The sequence below is a fragment of the Caballeronia zhejiangensis genome, assembly GCF_022879815.1.
Taxonomy (GTDB): domain Bacteria; phylum Pseudomonadota; class Gammaproteobacteria; order Burkholderiales; family Burkholderiaceae; genus Caballeronia; species Caballeronia zhejiangensis.
The window spans coordinates 2996659-3019920 of record NZ_CP084283.1; the positions used below are offsets into that span (position 1 = coordinate 2996659).

Genomic DNA, 23262 nt, shown 5'->3' on the forward strand with positions numbered 1-23262 from the left:
AACCGTGGCACTTTGCCTCAGACAAACGCCAGAAACCGGCGTGCCATCTTTCGATGGCCTTGATCGGCGAGTTGGCAGCTCGGGAGGGTAGTCCCCCTGCGCTGTGCATACCGCGCTGGGACGGCGCAAAAAACCAAAGAAAAATGCCGCGCATACTGGCGCGGCGCCATGCTTCGATACGATCAAGCACGCTGCGGCTGTGATTATCCGCAAGAAGAAAAAGCGCAGAAGGCAGGACTGACCCGCCTGTTGCGTTGACTGAGCCACAATGCAACCGGTCTGCGGCGCTCGGCGCGGGTTTATGCCGGATGGTTATCGGGCACGACGTCATCAAGAAGTTCGATGGCCGTATGCGAGCGATCCCACTCGGTGGTCACCAGAATGCGAGTTTGATCCGGCAACCGATAGAGCGAGATCAGGCGCAAGCCTGCAGCGATTGAAAGGTCGTTCTGCTGACGGTCGTCGTCGGACACGGTACCCCAGTCGCCCGCGATGTGCCTGAGTGCGACACTGATGACAGGAATGCCGTTCGCGCGCAGCGCTGTGAGCGCATCCGGCGTGATGAGCAGGCATCCCGGACGGAAAAGCGGTTTGAGCCGAGTGGGCTGATTCATTGGCAATTCTCCAGAAAGCGGACGAGCACGGGCCTCCGGATGAGCCGGATGTGTGTTCGTTGGAATGAGGGGAAGTTCGGGCGCAGAGCGCGCCGCGTCAGGCTATGAGCTCGACGAGTGCGCGACGGAGGGTTACAGCCTTCGCCTGGGAACAACCCAGATGGCGACGGATGTCAGCGACGGTTGGCCGCAGTAATCCATCGGTAATGTCACGCGCGAGTTGGGTGAGGTGATGGTCTATGGGATCGGACGCTGATGGCGACGATTGCTGATGGTCTTGCGGAGCGAGACTGGAGATCGAGCTTTCGCGACTAACCGCCCCGTCGGCGTGACTCGTCCTGATCGGCGCGACGACGGAATGGGACGCATGCGTAGCGTCCGCGACTGCGTTAGGCATGGACTGTTTCGCACCGGCAGAATCCGTGACTGTTGCGACTACGGGCATCGCGGCTTCCATTACGACAGGCAACAGCGACGCCCCGAGTGCTACCTGCCACAGCAGGCACGCGACACCTTCGAGGACTGCGGCGAAGAGTGACCCGAAGAGCAGGTCGATGCGGGCGACAGGTACGTCGAGTAATGCGGCGAGTCGTGAGGCGACTGGATCGGCGCGTAACGAGTCGCGTCGGGTCGGGACTCGGTCATTCGCGATTTGCTGACGCCGGATGTCGTCCGCTTCGGCGTTGAGTGCGTCCACTCTGGCCCCGAGTGTCACGCGACGGGCGTCGAGCGTTACACAATTACCGGTGCAGTACCGCGCGTTGGCGGCGGGAAGTTGCGCCGTCGCGGTCGCACGTTCCGCCATGACGGTCGTAAGACTGCGACCGGATGTCGGGCCGGAAGCAGCATGGACAGCCGACGCGCGCAGTTCGCCCGCATGCTGCTGGGCCGTCACGAAGAAAACCGCATGGCCGATACACGCGGTCGCCAGACACGCGCCCCATAACACGCTACCCGTGACGCGCACAAGGAGTGACGTTCGACGGAGCAGGGCTGGTAAGAGGTGCGCGCTTGTCACGAGTACCAGACCCGTCGCCACCCACACGAGCCGTTCCGGTACCGACCCGCCACGGTGCCAACTGGCCAGCACCGACATGCAGGCTGCCGTTCCGGTCGCGGTGATCGCTAGGACAAGAGCGAGGCGGCGGATCATGCCTCCTTCCCGCCCAGCAGCGCGGCACGCCGATCCAGCTGCTTTTGCAGGCTGAACCGGGTCGTTGAAGAAGTCTCGTCGTGACCGGTATCGTGACTGCCGCCATTGCTGGACTCCGCTGGATAGAACTCTTCGGCAACAGCGGCGCTTTCCTCGATAGTCTCTTCGAATGCGCCGTTACTGAAGCCCGCGTGCGCAGCGGTATCGAGCGCCTGCTGATCAAAGCCGGCAGCCTTGCGCCGTGTATCTAAGTCGCGCGCCTCGATGATCGCGGATTCGAGCGTGCTGCTCGTCCGTGCGCAGAGATCGACGTAGTAGATCGCGCTCCGGTAGCTTTGCGTGGTGGACTTGCCGCGCAACTTCAGTTCCAGCGGCAGGCAGGCGAGCAGGTTGCCCGACACCGCAGAGAAGTAGTGCAGGCGTGCAGCCAGCGTTCGGATCGAGTTAAAGCTCGTGGTCCTAAACACGAACGATCCGAGCTCGTCCTCGTCGCCGATCAGTACATTGAGCCGCCCGTAGGGCTTGCAGCCTCCCGTCTGACCAAAGACACAGGCGTCTGGCGATGGACACGGCAGTTCTTCGATACCGTCGCCTCCTGCGCGACGGCACGTTTCGCCATTGCCGACACAGATGGGGCGTCCGGTCTCACGGTCGAAGCACGAATACTCGGCCCGAAGGTTTGTCAGCGTCGGATAGATACTCCTCATTTGGGGATGCGGACAAAAACTTGGACTACCTGGAGGTAGTTCATGTTTTCATACGAAGATCGCATTCGAGCGGTTCGACTTTACTTGAAGCTGGGCAAGCGCATCGGAGCTACCATTCGGCAGTTGGGCTATCCGACCAAGAACTCTCTCAAAGCCTGGCATCGCGAGTACGAGCAGTGCCACGATCTGCGGGCGGGCTATGTCCGTTCGAGGCCGAGGTATTCTGATGAGCAGAAGACGATTGCCATCGATCATTATTTGAGTCATGGCCGCTGTGCTGCCGCCACTTTGAGAGCTTTGGGTTATCCGAGTCGCGAGACGCTTGCGACCTGGATCAAAGAATTGTGTCCGGAAATCGGCAAACGTATCGTTGGCCGAGCCGTTGGAAGTGTTGCAAAATCACAAAAGGTGAAGCAGGCGGCAGTTATTGAACTGTGCACCAGAGAGCAAAGCGCTCGGGTGGTGGCCGAGAAAGCCGGTGTCAGCCGGCCAACGCTTTATAACTGGAAGAATCAGCTACTCGGTCGAGAGGTTCCAGCATCTATGAAACGCAAGAGGAAGTCAGCATCGAACAATGAGCGTGCGGAACTGGAACAACAGGTCGAATCGCTTCGACGCGACATCCGACAGCTGCAGCTTGAGCACGACATTCTGAAGAAGGCGACCGAACTGATAAAAAAAGGGATGGGCATCAACCCGCAACTCCTGAGCAACCGGGAGAAGACAATGCTGATTGATGCCCTAAAGCAAAGCTATGCATTGCCAGAGTTGCTAGCCGCTTTGAGTCTTGCCCGTAGCTCTTACTTCTATCACCGTGCACGGCTGTCGGTTGCTGATAGGCATGCTGACGCGCGGCGCGTCATCGCGGACATCTTCGAACTTAATCACCGTTGCTACGGTTATCGGCGGATTCGCGCGGCATTGATCAGGCAACAGGTCTTCATTTCGGAGAAGGTAGTGCGTCGCTTGATGCGACAGGAAGGTCTGGCGGCCGCCACGACGAGGCGACGTCGCTACGGCTCTTATCGTGGAGAAATTAGTCCCGCGCCGGAAAACATCATCAATCGTGACTTCTACGCCGCTGCTCCTAATCAGAAATGGCTCACGGACCTTACCGAGTTTCAGATTCCGGCCGGCAAAGTGTATCTGTCGCCGGTTATCGACTGCTTCGACGGTCTTGTTGTGAGCTGGTCAATCGGTACGCGGCCGGACGCCGAGCTCGTCAATACCATGCTGGATTCAGCGATCGAATCAGTAGTCGGCTGCAAGGAGCGACCTGTAGTCCACTCGGATCGTGGTGCGCACTATCGCTGGCCAGGATGGCTCTCGCGTATGCAGGCTGCCAGACTGACTCGTTCCATGTCGCGCAAAGGATGTTCGCCGGACAATGCAGCCTGCGAAGGTTTCTTCGGGCGACTGAAGACGGAATTGTTCTATCCTCGTGACTGGCGAGCCACGACCATCGATCAATTCATCGAGATCGTTGACTCGTACATCCGCTGGTACAACGCAAAACGGATCAAGGTCTCGCTCGGCTCCCTCAGCCCCATCGAATACCGGCAGAGTCTTGGAATCGCGGCATAAATCAGTCCAAGAATTTAGCCGCACCCCCTTTTCGTCGAAGTAAATTTCCCCAGTTTTTTGTTTGGCGCCGCCGCGTAAGCGGTGGCGCCCCGTCGATCACCGACCATATAGGCCTTCGCATTCGTCGGGGAGCTACCGGTGGTCGAGCTGGGAGAGGTTATGACGATTCTGGAATTGCATCGGCAGGGGCTGAGCATCTCGGCTATCGCCGTTCGACTAAATATGGATCGCAAGACCGTTCGCAAATACATTAAGAATGGTGTGCAGGCGCCCCGTTATGGTCCGCGTGGAGGGCGACAATCATGTTGGCCGGTGTAGCGGCGAAGGTTTTGGCCGGTGATGAGGAGTCGAAGGCGGCGTAGCCGCCGAAGACGACGCATCACCGGCGGCGCCGAGTCGGCCGGGTTCTACGATGGCTGATCGAACAAGAAAGCGATCAGCTACATGTCTGGAACCCGCATTACCGACCAACAGGTTCGCCTCTACATGTCCAAACGCAAACATCACTCGCAGGAGATCGCCGCCGCCAAGGCGGGCATCAGTGTCCGCAGCGCAAGGCGCATCGAACGTGACACCACCCTGCCATCACAGAAACCCCGTCGTTACTGGCGTTCCCGTCCCGATCCCTTCGCCGACGTCTGGGACACCGAAGTCGTTCCGATGCTTGCGAACGCGCCACAACTTCAGGCGATCACCATCCTGCGCAAGCTGCAGGAGGATCATCCCGGGCAGTATCCGGACAGCACACGTCGCACACTGGAGCGGCGCATTCGGCACTGGAGGGCGATGTCCGGTCCACCGAAGGAAGTCTTCTTCCCGCAGTTGCATGAGCCTGGCGCACGCGGCCTGTCCGACTTCACCGACATGGCCGAACTGGGAGTGACGATCGCTGGCGTGCCATTCGAACACCGGCTGTACCACTTCGTGCTCGCGTTCTCGCGCTGGGAATACGCTAATGTCGTTGAAGGCGGCGAGAGCTTCGAAGCACTGTCCATGGGATTGCAAAATGCACTATGGCAGGCCGGGGGATGTCCGCGCGAGCATCGCACCGACAGTCTGTCGGCGGCGTTCAGAAACCTCGCGGATAAAGACGACTTCACAGTGCGCTATGCGGCGCTGCTCGAGCACTACGGCATGAACGGGACGCGCAACAATCGCGGCCTGGGCCACGAGAACGGTAGCGTGGAGTCATCGCATCGCTATTTAAAGGAAGCTGTCGACCAGGCGTTGATGTTGCGCGGCCATCGGGACTTCGTTGATCGTGCGGCCTATGATGAGTTTCTGCGCGAGGTCGTCATGCGTCGCAACCGGCGTAACGCAGCGGCGTTCCGCCTTGAGCGCGAACAGCTCATGGATCTCCCGTTAAGGCGCACGACCGACTTCGTCGAGGAAGAAGCGCGCGTTACACGCTGCAGCACCTTCACCATACGCGGCATTCTGTACAGCGCGCCGTCGCGCCTGATCGGTCATCGTCTGAAGGTGCGCGTGTATGGTGACCGGCTCGACTGCTATCTGTCAGGCGCGCTGGTGCATAGCACCTCGCGAGGTTCGCGTGCCGGCGACAACCGCCGCGCACTTGATTACCGACACTTCATTGAGAGCCTCAAACGCAAGCCGCAGGCATTCAAGGGGCTTGCGTTTCGAGACGAGCTGTTTCCGCGCGAGGCCTATCGCCGGACCTGGGAACAGCTGGAGGCGAGACTGACGCAACGCGAGGCGTGCAAAGTCATCGTTGGATTGCTTGAACTCGCCGCGCTCGATGGCGTCGAGGCCGTGCTGGCCGCGCACCTCAACGCGTTGCTGGTTGACGGCAAGCTGCCTGATCTGAAGGCTCTACGCGAGGAGTTCGCGCCGCGTCACGCCGATTGCCCAAACGTCAATGTCGAGATGCCACCCGCAAGCAGCTATGACGACCTGCTCAACAAGGAGGTCGCATGAGCACGCATGCTTACGATGCCGGCCGTCTTGCCTTGATGCTCAATGAACTGCGCCTGCCGACCATCGCCCGCCTTTGGCCCGAGTTTGCGGAGCGCTCCGACAAGGAAGGCTGGCAGGCCACACGCTTGATCGGCGCATTGCTCGAACACGAACTGGCCGAGCGGGCCAAACGGCGCATTGAACGACATCGTGCCGAGTCGCATCTGGACCCGACCAAGACGCTTGCGACCTTCGACTTCAGCATGGTGCCGATGGTTTCAAAGGCACACGTCATGGCGCTCGCGACCGGCGATTCGTGGCTTGAGAAAGGTGCCACGGCGCTCCTGTTTGGTCCGCCTGGGGCCGGCAAGAGTCATCTAGGTTCGGCCATCGGACACGCGTTGATTGACGCCGGCTACCGGGTGCTGTTCACGCGTACGAGCGAGCTCGTACAGAAGCTGCAGGCTGCGCGCCAGAGCCTGCAGTTGCCTTCAGCTCTTGCCAAGCTCGACCGCTTCGACCTGATCATCCTCGACGACCTGTCGTACGCCCGTAAGGACCAGGCCGAAACAAGCGTCCTGTTCGAGCTGATCGCCGAAAGATACGAGCGCCGCAGCCTTCTGATCACGGCCAACCAGCCCTTCTCGGGATGGAATAACGTGTTTCCGGATCCCGGCATGACTGTCGCTGCGATCGACCGACTCGTCCACCATTCGACGATCTTCGAGATGAACGTCGAAAGCTACCGTCGTCGCGCAGCCAGCGACAAACAGAACAACCGGCGCCGACAATCCTCCAGCGACAAACATCAACAAGGAGCGACAACCATGACCGGATAACGACCGACAATCATCCCGGTCGACCGGCCAAGATGGTTGTCGGTAAACCGGCCGTGCTGCTTGACGCTGTCCATCCGCGTGCGCCGCGTCCTTGCGTCGTCGATTCGTTTGTCCATTACGTGACCGAGCGTGTGCGTGAGTACCCCGAGCTGAGCATTGAACGACTTCTTCGGGAGGTTCAGGCGATGGGCTACGTCGGCGGTCGCACAGCTTTGGGTGACTTGGTCCGAGAAGTTCGTCCGCCCAAGCAGCGTGGCTTCGAGGTGCGCTTCGAGACGCCGGCTGGAGCTCAAGCTCAAGTGGACTTTGCTCACTTCAATGTCGAATTTGATGACGTCCCTGGACAGCGGCGCTCGATCTGGTTGTTCTCGCTCGTGCTTGGACACAGCCGTTATTTGTGGGGCCGCTTCGTTGAGCACCAAGACCTTCAAACGGTTTTGCGCTGTCACATGGAAGCGTTTGAGCACATCGGCGGTGTTCCTCGAGAGGTGCTTTACGACCGCATGAAGGCGGCCGTGCTGGGCGAAGTCGAGAAGCACATCGTCTACAACGCAAAGCTCGTCGCATTCGCGCAGCACTATGGCTTTGCGCCGCGCGCATGCAAGGCATATCGCGCAAAGACTAAGGGGAAGGTCGAACGCCCATTTCGATACATCCGTCAGGACTTCTTCCTCGCTCGACGATTTCAGAATCTTGCCGACATGAATCGCCAGTTGCGTGAGTGGCTTGACTCAGTAGCCAATGTTCGTGTGCATGGCACGACGCACCGAGTTGTCGCGGAGCATTTTCTTGAGGAGCGCCCGACGTTGCAAGCGCTTCCCGCCGGTTTGTTCAATGGCGTGATCCGACTCGAGCGGCGTGTGAGTCACGAAGGACTCGTCTCAGTCGGCGGAAACTACTATAGCGTGCCCGACCGAACGCGCAAACGCACCCTCGAAGTTCACAGTCTGGCTCACGAAATCCGGATTTACGAGCAGGGCGAACTGCTGGCAGTGCACCCCGTGCTGGAAGGCCGACGACGAACGTCACTGCTGCCTGGCCACAGGCGCTCCGGTAAGCGCAAGCCGCAAACCGGACGCGCGCTGCCGCCTTCAAATGCAGGCGTCGCACGCCGGCCCCTAACGTTCTATGATCAGGTCGCGAAACGCCTAGCTGACGTTGGGAGGCATGCATGAACAGCGTTCCAAGCTCGACTGTCGAGCGGATACAGCGTTACCTCGTTGGCTTGCGCATGCCACGCGCTCTCGAAGCTCTAGATGCCACTCTGAAGCGCTTTGAGCAGGGCGACAGCTCAATGCTGGAAGTGCTCGAGACGCTGCTGGGCGAGGAATTCACTACGCGCGAGACACGGCGTATTCGGATGGCACTACAGACAGCAAGATTGGGCACAATCAAGACGCTCGCCGGATATGACTTCAGTTTCCAGCCGAGCCTCGATCGTGATCGGATCATGACGCTGGCGCAACTGGATTTCATCGAGCGGCGACAGGCGGTTCATTTCCTCGGGCCGCCTGGAACCGGTAAATCACACCTTTCCATCGCGTTGGGTGTCGAAGCGGTCCGCGCCGGCAAGAGCGTGTACTTCGGCTCGCTCGTCGAAATCGTCAGCTCGATGGCGAAGGCCGAGCGCGAAGGCAATCTGCCGCAACGCGTGCGCTTCCTCGCGCGCAACAGCCTGCTTATTGTCGACGAGATCGGATATCTCCCCATCGGCTCAAACGGCGGCAACCTGTTCTTCCAACTGATCAACGCCTGCTATGAGCGGTGCGCGATTATCTTGACTTCCAATCGCAGCTTCGGTGAGTGGGGCGAGGTATTCGGCGACAGTGTCGTTGCAGCAGCCCTGCTCGACAGGTTGCTGCATCACGCGATCGTGGTGCAGATTGAGGGCTCTTCTTACCGTCTGCGCGAGCATGCCGATTTACTCCCCGACCATCTACGCAACCGTCCATCATCTCTACACCCGGCATCTGCCGAAACGCCGCGCCGGCGCCCAGGACGCCCCCGGAGGAGCTCACCCGATCCCGAAAACGGCTGATCACCACGCAGATACAGGGTGGGGAATTTTACTCCGACAGTTTGGGGATGCGGACAAAAACTTGGACTACCTGGAGGTAGTTCATGTTTTCATACGAAGATCGCATTCGAGCGGTTCGACTTTACTTGAAGCTGGGCAAGCGCATCGGAGCTACCATTCGGCAGTTGGGCTATCCGACCAAGAACTCTCTCAAAGCCTGGCATCGCGAGTACGAGCAGTGCCACGATCTGCGGGCGGGCTATGTCCGTTCGAGGCCGAGGTATTCTGATGAGCAGAAGACGATTGCCATCGATCATTATTTGAGTCATGGCCGCTGTGCTGCCGCCACTTTGAGAGCTTTGGGTTATCCGAGTCGCGAGACGCTTGCGACCTGGATCAAAGAATTGTGTCCGGAAATCGGCAAACGTATCGTTGGCCGAGCCGTTGGAAGTGTTGCAAAATCACAAAAGGTGAAGCAGGCGGCAGTTATTGAACTGTGCACCAGAGAGCAAAGCGCTCGGGTGGTGGCCGAGAAAGCCGGTGTCAGCCGGCCAACGCTTTATAACTGGAAGAATCAGCTACTCGGTCGAGAGGTTCCAGCATCTATGAAACGCAAGAGGAAGTCAGCATCGAACAATGAGCGTGCGGAACTGGAACAACAGGTCGAATCGCTTCGACGCGACATCCGACAGCTGCAGCTTGAGCACGACATTCTGAAGAAGGCGACCGAACTGATAAAAAAAGGGATGGGCATCAACCCGCAACTCCTGAGCAACCGGGAGAAGACAATGCTGATTGATGCCCTAAAGCAAAGCTATGCATTGCCAGAGTTGCTAGCCGCTTTGAGTCTTGCCCGTAGCTCTTACTTCTATCACCGTGCACGGCTGTCGGTTGCTGATAGGCATGCTGACGCGCGGCGCGTCATCGCGGACATCTTCGAACTTAATCACCGTTGCTACGGTTATCGGCGGATTCGCGCGGCATTGATCAGGCAACAGGTCTTCATTTCGGAGAAGGTAGTGCGTCGCTTGATGCGACAGGAAGGTCTGGCGGCCGCCACGACGAGGCGACGTCGCTACGGCTCTTATCGTGGAGAAATTAGTCCCGCGCCGGAAAACATCATCAATCGTGACTTCTACGCCGCTGCTCCTAATCAGAAATGGCTCACGGACCTTACCGAGTTTCAGATTCCGGCCGGCAAAGTGTATCTGTCGCCGGTTATCGACTGCTTCGACGGTCTTGTTGTGAGCTGGTCAATCGGTACGCGGCCGGACGCCGAGCTCGTCAATACCATGCTGGATTCAGCGATCGAATCAGTAGTCGGCTGCAAGGAGCGACCTGTAGTCCACTCGGATCGTGGTGCGCACTATCGCTGGCCAGGATGGCTCTCGCGTATGCAGGCTGCCAGACTGACTCGTTCCATGTCGCGCAAAGGATGTTCGCCGGACAATGCAGCCTGCGAAGGTTTCTTCGGGCGACTGAAGACGGAATTGTTCTATCCTCGTGACTGGCGAGCCACGACCATCGATCAATTCATCGAGATCGTTGACTCGTACATCCGCTGGTACAACGCAAAACGGATCAAGGTCTCGCTCGGCTCCCTCAGCCCCATCGAATACCGGCAGAGTCTTGGAATCGCGGCATAAATCAGTCCAAGAATTTAGCCGCACCCCCTTTTGGGGAAACTAAGTCCGACGTTGACAAGGTTCAGGTCGGGATCGTTGAAGAGGAACCGCACGGGGATGGCTCGTAGTTTGCCCGACGTCGCCTTGCGCAGCGTTTCGTTGAGCGGGTGCAGCATCCATTCGCCGCGCTGCTGCACCTGCGTGGTGAGTGTGAATTGATCATCCTTCTCGGGCAGACGCTTGCCGTTCTTCTCGACGACGCGCCCGATTGAAATCCGCCCGACCACGGGCGGCGTAATGCTCAAGCCCTTCAGCATGACAATGCTCCTGTAGATAATAGTGGGAATGGGGCAACGAATCAGGTAGAGACGAGAAACCGGCGTGAACCCGGCTTCGTGATGGCGTACCGCGTGGCGACCTCGGGGTGATCGGCGAGCAGACCCTTCAGATCGACGCCAGAGCCGTCCCTGCTGCGTTTGAACGACACGGAGCCGGTCTCGAAATGTGCCCGGTCGGCCTCGCCCATTGACTGCTGGATGATCTGTTTGAGTTGGGCTTCGAGGCTCTGGCGGGATTCAATCTCGGCGCGAACAGCGACCAGATCAGCGAAGGCTGACGACAGGCGACGGTCATCTGTGAAATCAACCGTGCCGCCTGTGCCCGGATACAGGCAGCGCAGCGAGCGATCCGCCGATTCCGAACCGTCGGCAGGCGGCGGGGTGTCGGCTTCCACATACCGCCAGAATGCCGCTTCCAGTTCGATTAGCCGGGCAATCAATGCGTCGTCGCGCTCGATGCGATGCACGTCTAGCTTCTGGCCGCAAAGCAGCACAGCTACATCGGCCGCCTGCTTGCCGGACACGGCCAGTTGATGTTGAACCTGAAGGGTCACGTATTCCGGTACCCCATCGCGCCAGAGCCGCGTACCGAACTCACCGGCTGTCTTACATTCGAGCAGTTGCACGTCGCGGTTTCCCAAGACTTCTCGATCTACATTTGCAAGCATCCATGGGACAGTGGGATGCTGGAGAACCGCGTTGACGCGTCGCACACGGTTGCCCGTCTGCTTGGTGTACGACGCGGCCACGATGGGCTCCAAAATCGTTCCCCAATACACGGGCTCCGTCGTATCGTCCGGATCTGGCTTCGGCAGGTTCGCGTCGCGCCCCGTCTTTACAAGCCAGAGTTCCAGCATCGACTGATACGGACTTAGCCCGACAGCGGCGGCGGCGTCACTGCCACCAATCCCTGATTTCCTAACTTCCAGCCAGTCCTCACGTGGCATGTCTTTCGTCTCTACGAGTCGCAGTGCCGGGCGGCTACGCTGACGCGCACTAGATTCAGGCAAAGCCATTTCGACCTCCACAAATGAAAATGCCCGGCGGGGAGACCCGGCCGGGCATAGATGGAAAGGGTTCATGCATTCAGGCGACGAGCCTCATCGCTTCTTCGAAAGCCTTTTGCTTAAGAGCAGCGCCGGCTCCAAACCAGGCGGCATCGCGGCGGTGATCGTCGCTGCGTGCGCGACGCGCGTGATCCACGTATTCGGTCACGCTATTGAGCAGCCCCCAAGCCGTGCCCGCAGCAGAGGCCATATGCGCCCCCTTGCCCCGACCAGCGAACAGCTCCTGAACGGCTTTGATCGCGCTATCGTTGGTCGCCGCGACGGGCGAACTGGCGCTGGTGGTCGGGTAGGTCAGCACGCGGCGGAAGAAGGTTTCGGCTGCGGCATCGTTGACCTTGCATTCCGACAATGCCTTCATGCGGACCATAAACCCATCCCAGGAAGAGATGGCGATGCCGAGCTGGCGTTTCACGGCCTGCGCATCGAACTGGCTGCGGTGCGGCACCTTGACGGCTCCATTGCTATCGCCAAGCGCAATTGCTAGCGTGTTGTTGCAGACCACGCGTACGCTAGTGAACTGGGCCGTCGTTGCAAGGCTGCCGTCACATGCCGTTGCAAGGAGTAAATAGCCATTCACGCGGTCGCGGCTCTTGAGCGTAGCGTTCTGGCCAGTACGGGCCAGAGCCCAAAGTTTTTTGCCATCGCGCAGAACTCCAGCGGTCTCCAATTCGTAGCCGCCCGCCTCGGTAAGGTCTCGATAGAATTCGATAATCTCAGCCGGTTGTACCACCTGGAATCGGCGGGAGACAACGGAAAGGGGAGCCTTCGTGTCCGAGCGATACAGCACTTTCTGCTCGGGAAAGGCGTGGATCGAGCCGAGCGAAGAGCCTGCCGTGCCGGAAACGAACCGCACTTCGGCTTCTTCGATGCACCAGTCCATGCCCGCAGCGCGAGCCCAGACCTCGAGCGGCTGGTTTGCTGCGAGGGGGGTGCCCAAGCCGTGCCACGGCGTTTCGCCTACATAGGCCATGGTTTGAACCAAATGCATGATGGTTTCCTTCTTAAATGGATGGAAGAGACTGAAAGCAAAAATGCCTGCGGCCCCGAAGGGCCGCAGGCATTGAGCGGGAAGATGGAAGCGATAAAGTATGCGGGCGTCAGGACGTGCGCGACTTGCTGAACGCGTGACCACACTCAAGACATTCGTAGTTGTCGAGAACATGGGTGTCGATCTGCTCTCCGACAGCGGAACCGGCAGCACAGCCTGCCGCTCCTCCGAAAAGTGCTCCCATGAGCGCACCGGCCAGACCACCGAAGATCGACCCTACGGGACCAGCGATCAGACCTAGGGTGGCACCAGCTTCTGCGCCACCAAGCGCGGCAACTGCGCTACCGGCAGCGCCAGCTGCGGCGCCCATGGCACCACCAGCTTTGCGGGCATAGTCGCGCGTTGCGATGCGCGTCGAGTTACAACGGGGACAGGACAGGGAGTGGTTCATATCAGCCTCATGTAGGTTCGGGCAACGGGCGTTGCCTAGGCATACCGGTGCATGCTCGTTCGGGTGATATGTGGGTGAAATTTTCTAAGATTCTTTCGAAAATGCCTGAAAGTTCACGTTCTTCTTCGCGTTGCTTTTGTTGAGTGGTGAGCATTGACTAAGCGCTGCCCTGCCTTTTCGCAATTCAACGGCTCAAGCGTTTGAAACCGAAGTCGTGAAAGCCAACTCAGGATTTCCTGCTTTGACGAATTTGACTTTCCGCAGGACTTGGGGGAACAGGATTGTGGGTCCGCATCGATTGCTTTTGCGGGATCGGCACAAGTTGATTTACAACCACCTCGATTGACGATACATTTCGGCACATTGTAAAGACATTGTGCGGACGCTGGGCGCAACATGAACGAGCGCAAAACTACTGCTATCAACTTGCGGATGTCGTCTGAGGTAAAGGAGCTGCTCCGCCTTGCAGCGGCAAAGGAGCACCGGACACTCTCGAACATGCTGGAGTATCTAGTGCTTCAGTATTGTGAACTCAAGGGCGTACGGCTCGTCGACAGCAAAACTACGGGCGCGGAAGTTCGCCACAAGACCGGGGAGTGAAGTGAAGAAATCAGAGCTCAAAGCAGGCGCTGTAGTTTCGGGCCCGCTTTTTCCTGAACCTGTGCAGGTGATACTGGTGCAGGAGTTCGGCACGTCTCTTAAGATGTTCGGCAAAGGGTTGCGCTCGGAGAGGTCGTATGATCCGATATTGACCGAGGAGCAGCTGGAGACATTGGTCGCAAGCCCAGAGACAGAGCCGTTCGACGGCGATCCTACGCGGTTTCGGCTTGGTATTGAAGCGATGCGACTCGGACTTGCATACGAGTACGATCCATATTTCTCACTCTCGATCGCTCGTGTAGACCCCCTTCCGCATCAGCTCGAGGCTGTCTACGACTACTTTTTGCGGCTTCCCCGTATTCGCTTTCTTCTTGCGGACGACCCCGGTGCCGGCAAGACCATCATGGCCGGGCTCCTCATCAAAGAGCTGAAAATTCGTGGATTGGTCAAGCGCACGCTCATCGTTACGCCCGCGAATCTGTCATTTCAATGGCAGCGCGAGCTCAAGGATAAGTTCCGTGAGCAATTCGAGGTCGTTCGCAGCGACGTCCTGAGAGCGAATTACGGCAACAATCCTTGGCAAGAAAAAAACCAAGTTATCACTTCCGTGTCGTGGGTTTCACGGATTGAAGACGCGCGTGACTCCCTTCTGCGCAGCCACTGGGATCTCATCATCGTTGACGAGGCCCACAAAATGTCTGCACGTAGTTCGGACAAGAAGACCTTGGCGTTTCAACTCGGAGAGCAACTATCGCAGATGACTGACCATTTCCTCTTGATGACGGCGACGCCTCACAAAGGAGATGCTGAGAGCTTCTGCCTGTTTCTGTCTCTGCTGGATAAGGATGTCTACGGGGACATCAGTAGCCTTGATGCAGCCTTGGCTGAGAAAGAAGCACCCTTCTATCTGAGACGGGTAAAAGAAGCGCTAGTGACCTTCCCTGACCCTGAAACGGGTCAAGTGAAGGCTCTATTCACTCGCCGTATCGTCAAGACCAGTGAATTTGCGATTGGCGACGACGAATTTGATCTTTACGATCAGCTGACCCGATACGTCGAAAACCAATCAATTCGAGCTGCTCGTGACGACAGCGCTCGTGGTCGCGCGGTAGGTTTCACCATGGCAATGCTGCAGCGCCGGTTCGCTTCGAGCACATACGCTGTTCGGCGCAGCCTTGAGCGGATGTCGGAGAAGCGCGAGCGTATTCTTGAAAATCCTGAAAGGTATAGGCAAGAGCAGATCTCGAGACGTCTTCCTGACGACTTCGATGAGTTGCCTGAGGATGAGCAGCAGGAGGTGCTCTCAAGCCTTGAAGAGACGGTGGCATCGTTCAATCCGGAGCACTTGCGCGAGGAAATCTCGGACTTGTCCGCTCTAATCCGCCAGGCGAAAGGTCTGGAGAGTAAAGAGCAGGAGGTGAAGGTTCGGCACCTGAAGGGGTTGCTGAAGGAAAAGGGGGTGTTTGCCGACCCAACGATGAAGCTGCTCATCTTCACCGAGCACAAAGACACACTTGACTTTCTTGCTGGTGACGGGCGAGATGGCCGTCCCTTGGGCAAGCTCCGCGAATGGGAATTGTCAGTCACGCAGATCCATGGTGGTATGAAAATTGGCGACAGAGACACCCCTGGAACTCGTATCTACGCGGAGCGAGAGTTTCGGGAAACGTGCCAAGTTTTAGTTGCGACTGAAGCAGCGGGAGAGGGTATTAACCTGCAGTTCTGCTGGGTAATGATCAACTACGACATACCTTGGAACCCGATTCGCTTGGAACAGCGTATGGGCCGTATTCACAGATACGGGCAGGAGAAAGACTGCCTCATCTTTAACTTCGTCACCACTAACACACGGGAAGGTCGTGTGATGCAAAAGCTGTTCGAGCGCATCGAACAGATCGAACTGGATCTCGATCCGAATCAGACTGGCAAAGTGTTCAATGTCCTTGGAGATTTGTTTCCCGCGAATCAGCTAGAGCGCATGTTGCGCGACTTGTACGCGCACAACAATATGACCGAGGAGCTCATTAAGCAGCGCATAGTCGAAGAGGTCGATATTGAGCGTTTTCGCGGCATTACCGCTTCGACTCTCGAGGGATTGGCAAAAAAGGAGTTGAACCTGTCGGCCATTCTCGGTAAGTCGACGGAAGCGCGAGAGCGGCGATTAGTGCCCGAAGTCATCCAGGATTTTTTTATCCAGGCTGCACCGGTCACTGGTTTAACAGTCAGCGAGCCGCATCGTGACCGGGCCACATTTCGAGTCGGGCGGTTGCCGAGACATCTTTGGGCAATCGGCGAACGCTTGGAGCCTCGCTTTGGGCGATTGGGGCGGGAGTATAAGCAAATCGTCTTCGACAAAGACAAACTCAAGAGAGACCCGACAGCCGACTGGGTAACACCCGGGCATCCGCTTTTCGAAGTGGTGAGGGAGGATCTGCAGGAGCACGTCCGCGAGGATCTTGCACGTGGCGCTATTTTCTTCGACATGAATCGCGCGGTTCCGGCCCGGTTCAGCGTTTTCTCGTCCTCGATCCGAGACGGTCGAGGGAACGAACTACATAAACGACTGTTCATCGTTGTGCAGAGTCTGGATGGACAAACGGAAATTAAGCAGCCCACATTCTTGCTTGACGTTGTACCTGCCCCAAAGGGCACTGCCACGCCGGACATAGATGTGGCTAATCAGCAAGCAGCAGAGCGCTTCCTCGTCCAGGAGGCCCTTCAACCTTTCCTGGGGGAGATCAAGGGTCAGCGGACGAAAGAGATTGAGACCATCTCGCGACATATGGAAATCAGCCTCAACGAACTCATCCATCGACAGAATATGCGCATGGCCGAGCTGCATGTGCAGCAAGCTGCCGGTGAAATGGATTCCCCGGTTGCCGCGAATATAAAGCTGACAGAAGACAAGCTAGAAGAGCTCAACTCCCGGCTGGAGCGCCGGAGGGTCGAGCTTTCCCAAGAGCGACACTGTACGATCAGCGATATCCGTCGCATTGGCGTCGGCTGGATATTGCCGCATCCGGATCGCACTGCGCCGGGGATGGCGCCATTCGTTCGAGACGATGAGATCGAGCGCATCGCCATCGATGCCGTCATTTCGATGGAGCGTGCCCGCGGGTGGGTGGTAGAGAGCGTAGAAAGCGAAAATCGCGGATTTGACCTGATCTCGCGGCGTCCGCATCCAGACGACCCTGCCTCTGCACTGGAGGTTCGATTCATTGAGGTGAAGGGACGAGCGGGTATCGGAGAGGTTGCGCTCTCGTCCAACGAGTACCGAACAGCTCAGCGCTTGCGTCAAGACTACTGGCTATACGTCGTTTTCAACTGCGGTAAAGAGCCCGAGATCAAGATAGTGAGGGACCCAGCGATCCAGATGGACTGGGAAGCAGTAGTTCGCATCGAGCAGTACCAAGTCAAACCAAACGCGATAATTCAGGCCGCGAAATAAGATATAACCATGCAGAACCAACTTAAGCGGCTGATTGAAGTCGACCTTCCGATTCGTCGTATTTCAAGTCATGCGCGTAGCGACAAGGGCAGAAAAGACGGTCACATTTCCTCGCTTCATATGTGGTGGGCAAGACGTCCTTTGGCGGCGTGCCGCGCCGTTCTTTGTGCAGCGCTTGTACCTGACCCGGCCGACGAAGACTGTCCTGAGTGGTTCGTCGAGTACTGCGCGAAAAGTATTGCGCCGTGGATCGAACAGAATCTCAACCTGCTCAGCCGAGAGACCTTGGAACTGACGCGCGGCGTCCAGCCGAGCAAGTACCTCGACGACCGTATCCTCCTTCGAGACGCCTTGCTTTCGCTCATCGTGGACTTCTGTGATTTCGACGCTGGCAGAGATCCGCGAATCTTGTCGTTCATTCGAGAAATCGTGAGCGAAGCACACGTGGCCCTTGGCAATGAGAGGGGCTCCACTCCTGTTGTAGTCGATCCGTTTGCCGGTGGCGGGGCGATACCGCTGGAAGCGGCACGGCTCGGAGCGAGCTCCATTGCGAGCGACCTGAATCCCCTGCCGGTTCTTCTAAATCAGTCGACGCTTCACGATATTCCGCAATATGGAGATCGTCTGGCACAAGAATTTAAGAAGGCCTCCGAGAGTCTTCTGCGCGAGGCCAAGAGAAGCTTGCGAGAGTTCTACCCCGCGTCAGACAGTACGCGGGAGGTCGTCGCCTATTTGTGGGCGCGAACGTTGACTTGCGCCGGTCCCGGCTGCGGGGCGGTAATTCCTTTGTTGACGGATTTGGCCATTGCGAAGCGCAAGGGTGTCTATGTGTCTTTAGACGTTTCGGGCGCAACTATCCGCACCTATGTGCGTCAGGGAAAGCCAGGAAGTGGTGGCAAGGGAACGGTCCGTACAGGTTCGATCACCTGTCCACGCTGTACCTTCACCATGAAGCCCGAGACTTATCGCTCGCGTGCTCGGAACGGCGAGCTTGGTGCGCAACTCTATGCGGTTGTCGAGAGGTCGAGCGATGCTAAGTTCTATCGCGACCCGACCGAGGAAGACCAGCGCGCGTTTGAACACGCCGCGATGCTATTGACCAAACGGATCGACCAATATGGTGAAGCGACCTTGGTTCCAACTGAATACCTGAGCGAGGCAGAGCCGCGTCGACTGAACGTATTGCAATATGGCTTCCGGCAATGGAAAGATCTCTTTAATGCGCGGCAATTGCTGGCACTTTCGACGCTAAATGGTCTGGTGAAAGACTACTCTGCTAGCGAAAATCTTTCCGACGAACTTGACCTTAAGCGTGCGGTTACAACGTTGCTTGCACTCGCCGTAAGCAATCTTGCTCAGTACAACTCGTCGGTGTCGACATACTTGTCAGACGGCCTGATTTCCGTATTCATTCAGAGCTCGTCAATTCCAATGCGAGCCAATTACGCTGAGGCATCTCCAATTATGTCGAAGCTTGTTGGCGGCTTGGAGTATCAGTTCGCCCGAATGCAAGCGGTTGTCGACAATCTTGCGATTTCGAACATTCCATCTGGAAATGTCTATCAACGCTCAGCGGATTCCCAGATCCTTCCGAACAATTCGGTTAACGTATTAGCCTGTGATCCCCCTTATTATTTTGCAATTCCATATGCGGAATTGTCCGACTTCTACTATGTTTGGCTGAAGCGATCGTTATTTGATTTATACCCTGCACTGCTCACAGAGTCAGCGACACCCAAGAAGGACGAGGCGATTCAGAATCTTCCTCACTCGGGTGCCAAGGCTATCCAGAAGACGCGCGAACATTTTCAAGAGAAGATCACTGCCAGCCTGAAGGTGGCCCGGCAAGAACTGGTCGAGAACGGTATCGGTATCGTCGTGTTCGCGCACGCGTCAACTGACGGATGGGAGGCTCTTTTGCGTTCATTGCTGGACGCAGACTGGGTCATAACCGCGTCATGGCCCATTGATACCGAGAAGGCTGGCCGAATGCTCGCAAATCGGCAGCGCGCACTTTCATCGTCGATTCACCTCGTGTGTAGACCGAGGCAGCACACTCCTGAATATGTAGTAGGTGAGTGGCGAGAAATTACTGGCGCTTTGCCCAAACGGATTCATGCTTGGATGCCGCGTCTTGCAAAGGAAGGCATCGTTGGGGCGGATGCTATCTTCGCGTGCTTAGGTCCCGCTCTCGAACTTTTTTCGCGCTATGAGCGTGTCGAAAAAGCAAATGGTGACGTGGTCGCACTATCGGAGTTTTTGGAGCTAATCTGGTCAACCGTATCGCGCGAAGCCCTCGAATTGATTTTTAAAGGGGCCGACTCGGGCGCATTAGAGCCCGACGCCAGACTTACGGCAGTGTGGCTATGGACTGTGGCTGCCGGCGCAACGACATCTGGCGCGAGCTCGGACGTAGCGGAGTCCGGTGAGCAGGGCGACGAGGACTACGACGAGTTGGATAGCGTCGATGGTGATGCCGTGTCGATCAAGGTCTCTTCAAAGGGCTTCGGGCTCCCGTTTGACGCCGCACGTAAGCTTGCGCAAGGCCTCGGGGTGGACCTTGACGGGATGACTGACCTCGTTGAGGTAAAGGGTGACAAGGCACGGCTTCTCTCCGTTTCCGAACGCGCCGTAGGACTTTTTGGTAAGTCCTCACTGGAGCAACGTCCCAAGGCAAAGTCGAAGCAACTGGGCCTCTTTGGTATTGAGGAGGTGATGGGCGACGTTGATCTGCCAGACGGACTAGGGGAACCGGGCTCCACCGCACTAAATAAGCTTCATCAAGCGATGATTCTCTTTGGTTCGGGGCGCTCAGATGCGCTTCGTCGCTTTATCGTTGAAATGCGGGTTGGCCATTCCCCAGAGTTCTGGGCACTTGGTCAGGCGATGTCCGCTCTTTATCCGGACGGCACAGAAGAAAAGCGATGGGTGGACGGCGTGTTGGCACGCAAAAAGGGACTTGGCTTCTGACACAAACGAATTTGGCTTGCAGAACAAGTGTTCCACAGAACGTCCTTTTATTCCGGATTCCGCGCCGTCGAGCTGCGAACAACTGATTGAGGTGAATTAAATGGCAATCAAGCCTTGGTACAAGGTGGTCACGCCTAGGGAGGACCTGCGGGAAGATCGTCCGCTAGACGCGTCTGAGTTCGCGGTTCACCTGGATCAAGTCCGCGACAAGCGTGCACCTGACGTGTACCAGAACCCCGCGCGCTTTTTTGAACGCACTTACCTGACCAAAAGTCTTACTGGCTTGGCAGCTGAAGTCCTGCGCCGGCTTTCCGGCATCAAGACGGAGACTTCGGCTGTCTTCAACATGACGACGCAGTTTGGTGGCGGCAAAACCCATTCGCTCTTGCTGCTTTACCATCTTGCGCGCAACGGACAGGCGGCGCTGGAGTGGCAAGGTGTGCGCCGTCTGACGGAATTAGCTGGGGTTAGGTCCGTGCCTGAGGCAAAGGTCGCTGTCTTCGTTGGTACGGAATTTGATCCTATCAGCGGGCGCGGAGGGGATGATGGTACACCTTTGCGCAGGACGCCTTGGGGCGAGCTGGCGTACCAACTAGGCGGTGCGGATGCCCTAGCGATTGTCAGCGAACATGAAGCGCAGGGCATTGCTCCAGGGGGGGATGTCATCCGAAAATTCCTTCCGCAAAATCAGCCCGTTCTTATCGTGATGGACGAGTTGATGAACTTCGTCAGTCGCAGTCGCAGAAGTGGCCTCGCGGCACAACTTTACAATTTTCTTCAGAATTTATCGGAGGAGATGCGTGGCCGAGACAATGCCGTCCTAGCGGTCTCAATTCCTGCTTCTGAGCTCGAGATGACCGCGGAGGATTTCTCTGACTATGACCGTCTGAAGAAACTCCTTGATCGAGTGGGCAAGGCAGTGATGATGTCTGCTGAGTCTGAGACTTCGGAGATTATTCGCCGTCGCCTATTTGAATGGGATGAAGCACAGCTCAGCCCAGATGGGCGCGTCCTGCTTAATCGCGATGCCTACGCGACGTGCAATGAATTCGGTGATTGGGTTCGTGACCATAAGCATCAGGTCCCGGACTGGTTCCCGGCTGACGCGTCAAGGGAGGCCTACGCTGCAACCTATCCATTTCATCCTACAGTCCTGTCTGTATTCGAGCGCAAGTGGCAAGCACTTCCTCGCTTCCAGCAGACTCGCGGCGTCCTTCGTTTGCTCGCATTGTGGGTGGCAAAGGCATACCAGGCAGGCTTCAGGGGTGCGCATCGCGACGCATTGATTGGTCTTGGCTCTGCTCCTCTTGATGATTCTCAGTTCCGAGCCGCTCTTTTTGAGCAGCTTGGCGAGCATCGCCTCGAAGCTGCGGTCGGTACGGACATCGCTGGGAAGAAGGATAGCCATGCAGTCCGATTGGATAACGACTCTACAGAGGAGTTTAAGAAGTGGCGTCTTCACCGCAAGGTCGCGACGGCCATTTTCTTCGAGTCAAATGGGGGTATTTCCAAAGCTGAAGCATCTGTTCCGGAGGTTCGACTTGACGTGGCTGAGCCCGGAATGGACATTGGCAACATTGAGACTGCGTTGGAGACGCTCGCAGATGCGTGCTACTACCTAACCGTCGAACGGAACAGGTATCACTTTAGCTTCAAAGAAAATCTCAACAAAAGATACGCTGATAGGCGCGCTAACATCAGGGCCGACCTAATTGCGGAGCGCGTGCGCAACGAGGTCCAGCGTGTGTTCTCTGGCACAGCGTTGGTGGAGCGGGTCTTTTTTCCTGAGAGAAGCAATCAAATACCGGACCGGCCCGTGCTTACATTGGTCGTCGTTGGGCCCGAGCGAACACTTGAGGACGAGAAGCCGACGCGATCGTTTATCGAGGGACTGGTAAACGAAAGCGGCACAGCCGGGCGGACATTCAAGAGCGCGCTGCTGTTCTCTGTCGCGCAGTCCACTTCTCAGCTAAATGACGACGCAAAACGTCTTCTTGCTTGGGAGGAAATCAGCGAGGAGCTTCCCACTATCAACATTGATGAAGGTCAGAGGGGGCAGCTCGCCGATAATGTTCGCAAAGCACAGCGTGATTTGCGCGAATCTGTTTGGCGTACTTACAAGAACGTTGTGTTCTTGGGAAAGGACAACACACTGCGTCAGCTAGACTTGGGACTTGTACACAGCAGTGCTGCTGAGACGCTTGTTCAGCTTGTGTTGAACCACCTAAAGCAGGCGGACGAAATTCAGTCAGGAATCAGTCCAAATTTCTTGGTGCGCAACTGGTCGCCAGCCTTCAGGGAGTGGAGCACGCGCTCGATAAGGGACATGTTCTATGCCTCTCCGGTGTTTCCTCGTCTGATCAATGCTGACACTATCAAGGAGACGATATCCCGCGGTGTAGAGGCAGGGTTACTCGCCTATGTAGGCAAGGCGCCCGAGGGAAAATATCAGCCCTTTATATTTGAGAGGTCGCTGTCTGTAGATGATATTGAAATCTCCGACGAGACGTATGTAGTCGGGAGAGAAGCTGCCATCGATTACTCGAAAGCGCTGCAGGGGAAGGAGGAGTCTGCGCCGTCGCCATCGGAGACGAAATCCACAAGCGGAGACCATGCACCATCTGATCCACCGACTCCGCAGCAGGGATCAGAAATTGTCCTGCCGCCTGCTTCTCAGCCCGCCGCGACACGCTTTACTTGGTCTGGTGATATTCCGGCGCAAAAATGGATGAACTTCTACACGCGGGTCCTTGCGAAGTTCGCTACTAGTGGAGGGTTATCGTTGAGGCTAGAGGTGAAGGTCGAACCTAGCGGAGGCGTGTCTCAGCAGCAAATTGAGGAAGTAAGGACTGCACTGCGGGAACTGGGCCTGAACGACAAGCTTGATTGATTCTCCGTTGGATAGGTCGAGAGGCATAGTTTTTGCGTGCATCACGCCTATCCG

Annotated in this window: 13 protein-coding genes and 4 pseudogenes; 11 read left to right on the forward strand and 6 right to left on the reverse strand. The window is 57.2% G+C overall.

The genetic code is table 11. The features are described from left to right. Nucleotides 1-299: 299 nt before the first annotated feature. The 3 genes and pseudogenes from LDZ23_RS14390 to LDZ23_RS14400 form a co-directional block, all read right to left on the reverse strand. Nucleotides 300-614: a hypothetical protein gene (locus tag LDZ23_RS14390; protein WP_008352267.1), complete on the reverse strand. Its 315-nt coding sequence runs from the start codon at nt 612-614 to the stop codon at nt 300-302. A gap of 97 nt (nt 615-711) precedes the next feature. After that, a complete protein-coding gene (locus LDZ23_RS14395) occupies nt 712-1767 on the reverse strand; it encodes a hypothetical protein (protein WP_008352266.1) in 1056 nt (351 codons plus the stop codon). Further along, nucleotides 1764-2447: pseudogene (locus LDZ23_RS14400) on the reverse strand (recombination directionality factor); the annotation flags it as partial. The gene LDZ23_RS14395 and the pseudogene LDZ23_RS14400, both read right to left, overlap by 4 nt. Before the next feature lie 69 nt (nt 2448-2516). On the opposite strand from LDZ23_RS14400, the gene LDZ23_RS14405 reads away from it, so the two are divergent. The 7 genes and pseudogenes from LDZ23_RS14405 to LDZ23_RS14435 all read left to right on the forward strand — a co-directional run bounded on the left by LDZ23_RS14405 (nt 2517) and on the right by LDZ23_RS14435 (nt 10477). Beyond that, nucleotides 2517-4058, forward strand: a complete 1542-nt coding sequence (locus LDZ23_RS14405) for an IS3 family transposase (RefSeq protein WP_008352264.1) — start codon at nt 2517-2519, stop codon at nt 4056-4058. A 159-nt stretch (nt 4059-4217) separates the two neighbouring features. Further along, nucleotides 4218-4355: pseudogene (locus tag LDZ23_RS14410) on the forward strand (helix-turn-helix domain-containing protein); the annotation flags it as partial. A gap of 147 nt (nt 4356-4502) precedes the next feature. Continuing rightward, nucleotides 4503-5996: an IS21 family transposase gene (gene istA / locus LDZ23_RS14415; protein WP_244807674.1), complete on the forward strand. Its 1494-nt coding sequence runs from the start codon at nt 4503-4505 to the stop codon at nt 5994-5996. Beyond that, nucleotides 5993-6814, forward strand: a complete 822-nt coding sequence (gene istB, locus LDZ23_RS14420) for an IS21-like element helper ATPase IstB (protein ID WP_175983301.1) — start codon at nt 5993-5995, stop codon at nt 6812-6814. The genes istA (LDZ23_RS14415) and istB (LDZ23_RS14420) overlap by 4 nt, the downstream gene beginning before the upstream one ends. 74 nt (nt 6815-6888) lie before the next feature. Further along, nucleotides 6889-7989: pseudogene (gene istA, locus LDZ23_RS14425) on the forward strand (IS21 family transposase); the annotation flags it as partial. After that, nucleotides 7986-8852 (forward strand): IS21-like element helper ATPase IstB, encoded by an 867-nt coding sequence (istB, locus tag LDZ23_RS14430; protein WP_008344766.1) that lies wholly within the window; start codon nt 7986-7988, stop codon nt 8850-8852. The pseudogene istA (LDZ23_RS14425) and the gene istB (LDZ23_RS14430), both read left to right, overlap by 4 nt. An 83-nt stretch (nt 8853-8935) precedes the next feature. Continuing rightward, on the forward strand, nt 8936-10477 hold the full coding sequence (locus tag LDZ23_RS14435) for an IS3 family transposase (RefSeq protein ID WP_008352264.1): 1542 nt from the start codon (nt 8936-8938) through the stop codon (nt 10475-10477). Nucleotides 10478-10533: 56 nt separating this feature from the next. Here LDZ23_RS14435 and LDZ23_RS14440 read toward each other — a convergent pair. The 3 genes and pseudogenes from LDZ23_RS14440 to LDZ23_RS14450 form a co-directional block, all read right to left on the reverse strand. Beyond that, nucleotides 10534-10773, reverse strand: a pseudogene (locus LDZ23_RS14440) (recombination directionality factor); the annotation flags it as partial. Nucleotides 10774-10814: 41 nt separating this feature from the next. Continuing rightward, entirely contained in the window at nt 10815-11810 is a 996-nt protein-coding gene (locus LDZ23_RS14445) for a YqaJ viral recombinase family nuclease (protein WP_008352263.1), read from the reverse strand. A 70-nt stretch (nt 11811-11880) separates the two neighbouring features. Further along, nucleotides 11881-12849 carry a DUF932 domain-containing protein gene (locus LDZ23_RS14450; protein ID WP_008352262.1) on the reverse strand — a complete coding sequence of 323 codons (969 nt, stop codon included), beginning with the start codon at nt 12847-12849 and terminating at the stop codon, nt 11881-11883. An 883-nt stretch (nt 12850-13732) separates the two neighbouring features. Here LDZ23_RS14450 and LDZ23_RS35115 point away from each other — a divergent pair. The 4 genes from LDZ23_RS35115 (at nt 13733) to LDZ23_RS14465 (ending at nt 23208) form a co-directional block, all read left to right on the forward strand. After that, nucleotides 13733-13900: a hypothetical protein gene (locus LDZ23_RS35115; protein WP_326929443.1), complete on the forward strand. Its 168-nt coding sequence runs from the start codon at nt 13733-13735 to the stop codon at nt 13898-13900. Nucleotide 13901: 1 nt separating this feature from the next. Then, nucleotides 13902-17348, forward strand: a complete 3447-nt coding sequence (locus LDZ23_RS14455; RefSeq protein ID WP_033536370.1) for a protein NO VEIN domain-containing protein — start codon at nt 13902-13904, stop codon at nt 17346-17348. 9 nt (nt 17349-17357) lie between these two features. After that, nucleotides 17358-20318 (forward strand): DUF1156 domain-containing protein, encoded by a 2961-nt coding sequence (locus tag LDZ23_RS14460; RefSeq protein WP_008352255.1) that lies wholly within the window; start codon nt 17358-17360, stop codon nt 20316-20318. A 100-nt stretch (nt 20319-20418) separates the two neighbouring features. After that, a complete protein-coding gene (locus tag LDZ23_RS14465) occupies nt 20419-23208 on the forward strand; it encodes an ATP-binding protein (RefSeq protein ID WP_008352254.1) in 2790 nt (929 codons plus the stop codon). Nucleotides 23209-23262: the final 54 nt, after the last annotated feature.